Annotated in this window: 1 protein-coding gene and 1 pseudogene; both read right to left on the reverse strand. The window is 40.9% G+C overall.

Features of this window, described 5'->3' with window-relative positions:
• Positions 1-333 precede the first annotated feature (333 nt).
• On the reverse strand, positions 334-843 hold the full coding sequence (locus AACV78_RS18470; RefSeq protein WP_194013158.1) for a tetratricopeptide repeat protein: 510 nt from the start codon (positions 841-843) through the stop codon (positions 334-336).
• 47 nt (positions 844-890) lie between these two features.
• Positions 891-1,258: pseudogene (locus tag AACV78_RS18475) on the reverse strand (DUF4335 domain-containing protein); the annotation flags it as partial.

The raw sequence follows: 1,258 nt of genomic DNA on the forward strand, positions 1-1,258 counted from the left end.
AAATGTTGGTATCATTATTTTTTGGATAGGCAAGCGTGTAACAATTATGCTGCCTATCTTTTTTTAGCACACATTGGCTCAATCCTCACCACCTCTGGGTTTCAGGCTGGTTGTTACCCCCCCAGCTCCTTTTTAAGGAGAAATTAAAAGAAGACTGTTCGTTACGGGCATTTTCTTCCTTCCAGTTAGAGGTTGCTCTCATCTGTTTGCTGTCAATCAAACAAAATATTTTTGAGAAAGCATACACAACTGCGATCGCCCGGAATAATCAGTTAGGTGCGAAAATAAAAATGGTAAATTGGGGCTTGCTGTGCGGCACCCACCGCAGATGAGTTACTTTGTTATGTTTTTGATAACTCGTTCGAGTGAATTTGCTTCTTGAGTTTTGCCTTGCTTTTTCAATAAATCTCTGGCTTTTTTAAATGATTCTACTGCATCTGATACTTTATCTTGTGCGTAGAGAACTTGCCCAAACATATAATGAAATTCTGGGACATTCGGTTTGAGACGAATTGCGGTTTGAAAATTGGGAACTGCTTCTTCTAGTTTGTTTTGATTGGCTAGAAGGCTACCTAAGTTAGCGTAAGCTTCGGCTAAATTAGGGTCGATTTGAATTGCTCTGCGAAAGGCTGCTTCTGCACCTTCTGTATCTTGTTTTGCAGCCAAACTTAAGCCTTGCTGAAAATATTCATTGGCTCCTGTATTTTGAACTAAGATATTTTTTACAGGTGATTCTGCCCGCACTGGCAAAGAAATGTTTGCAGCACAAACTAAAGCTACTGTCAACAGGCTGGTGCTGGCCGTCACACCTAAAAATCTATCTTTTTTGTATCCGCTTAACATTGGCAATCAACCTTATTTTTCAAGCTATAAAATGTTGGTTAGAGGGTTTAATCAGTCTCTTCTAAAAATGTTTGTACTCGACCGTTAGGTCTCAAAACTACTCGGATTTTCGGGATTTTTCCGTTGGAAACGGGAGAAACAAAGGGCTCGCCGACTAAGGGCATATTAACTTGTTCGATATTATCGGATGCTGCTTTTCCCATCGGCACAATAGTTTTAATTGACCCGTTTTCGTCTATCTGCAGGCTGTATTCCAAAGTTTGTTCCATTCCTTCGGTCGGCTTCCAGCGTTCTTCAAAGTAAGTTCTAGCTTCTGAAACTTGAGGAATTGTATCAAATAAAGTGCGATTTTTTTTGCTCGCTGCTGCTTGATTGTTGTCTGCGGACTCGGCTTGGGGTTGGGTGTCCTCAAGGG

This window comes from Tychonema sp. LEGE 07196 (assembly GCF_963890365.1).
Classification (GTDB): Bacteria; Cyanobacteriota; Cyanobacteriia; order Cyanobacteriales; family Microcoleaceae; genus Microcoleus.

Coding starts and splice junctions, on each gene's coding strand:
- AACV78_RS18470 (WP_194013158.1), bottom strand. CDS start 843: ATGTTAAGCGGATACAAAAAAGATAGATTTTTAGGTGTGACGGCCAGC.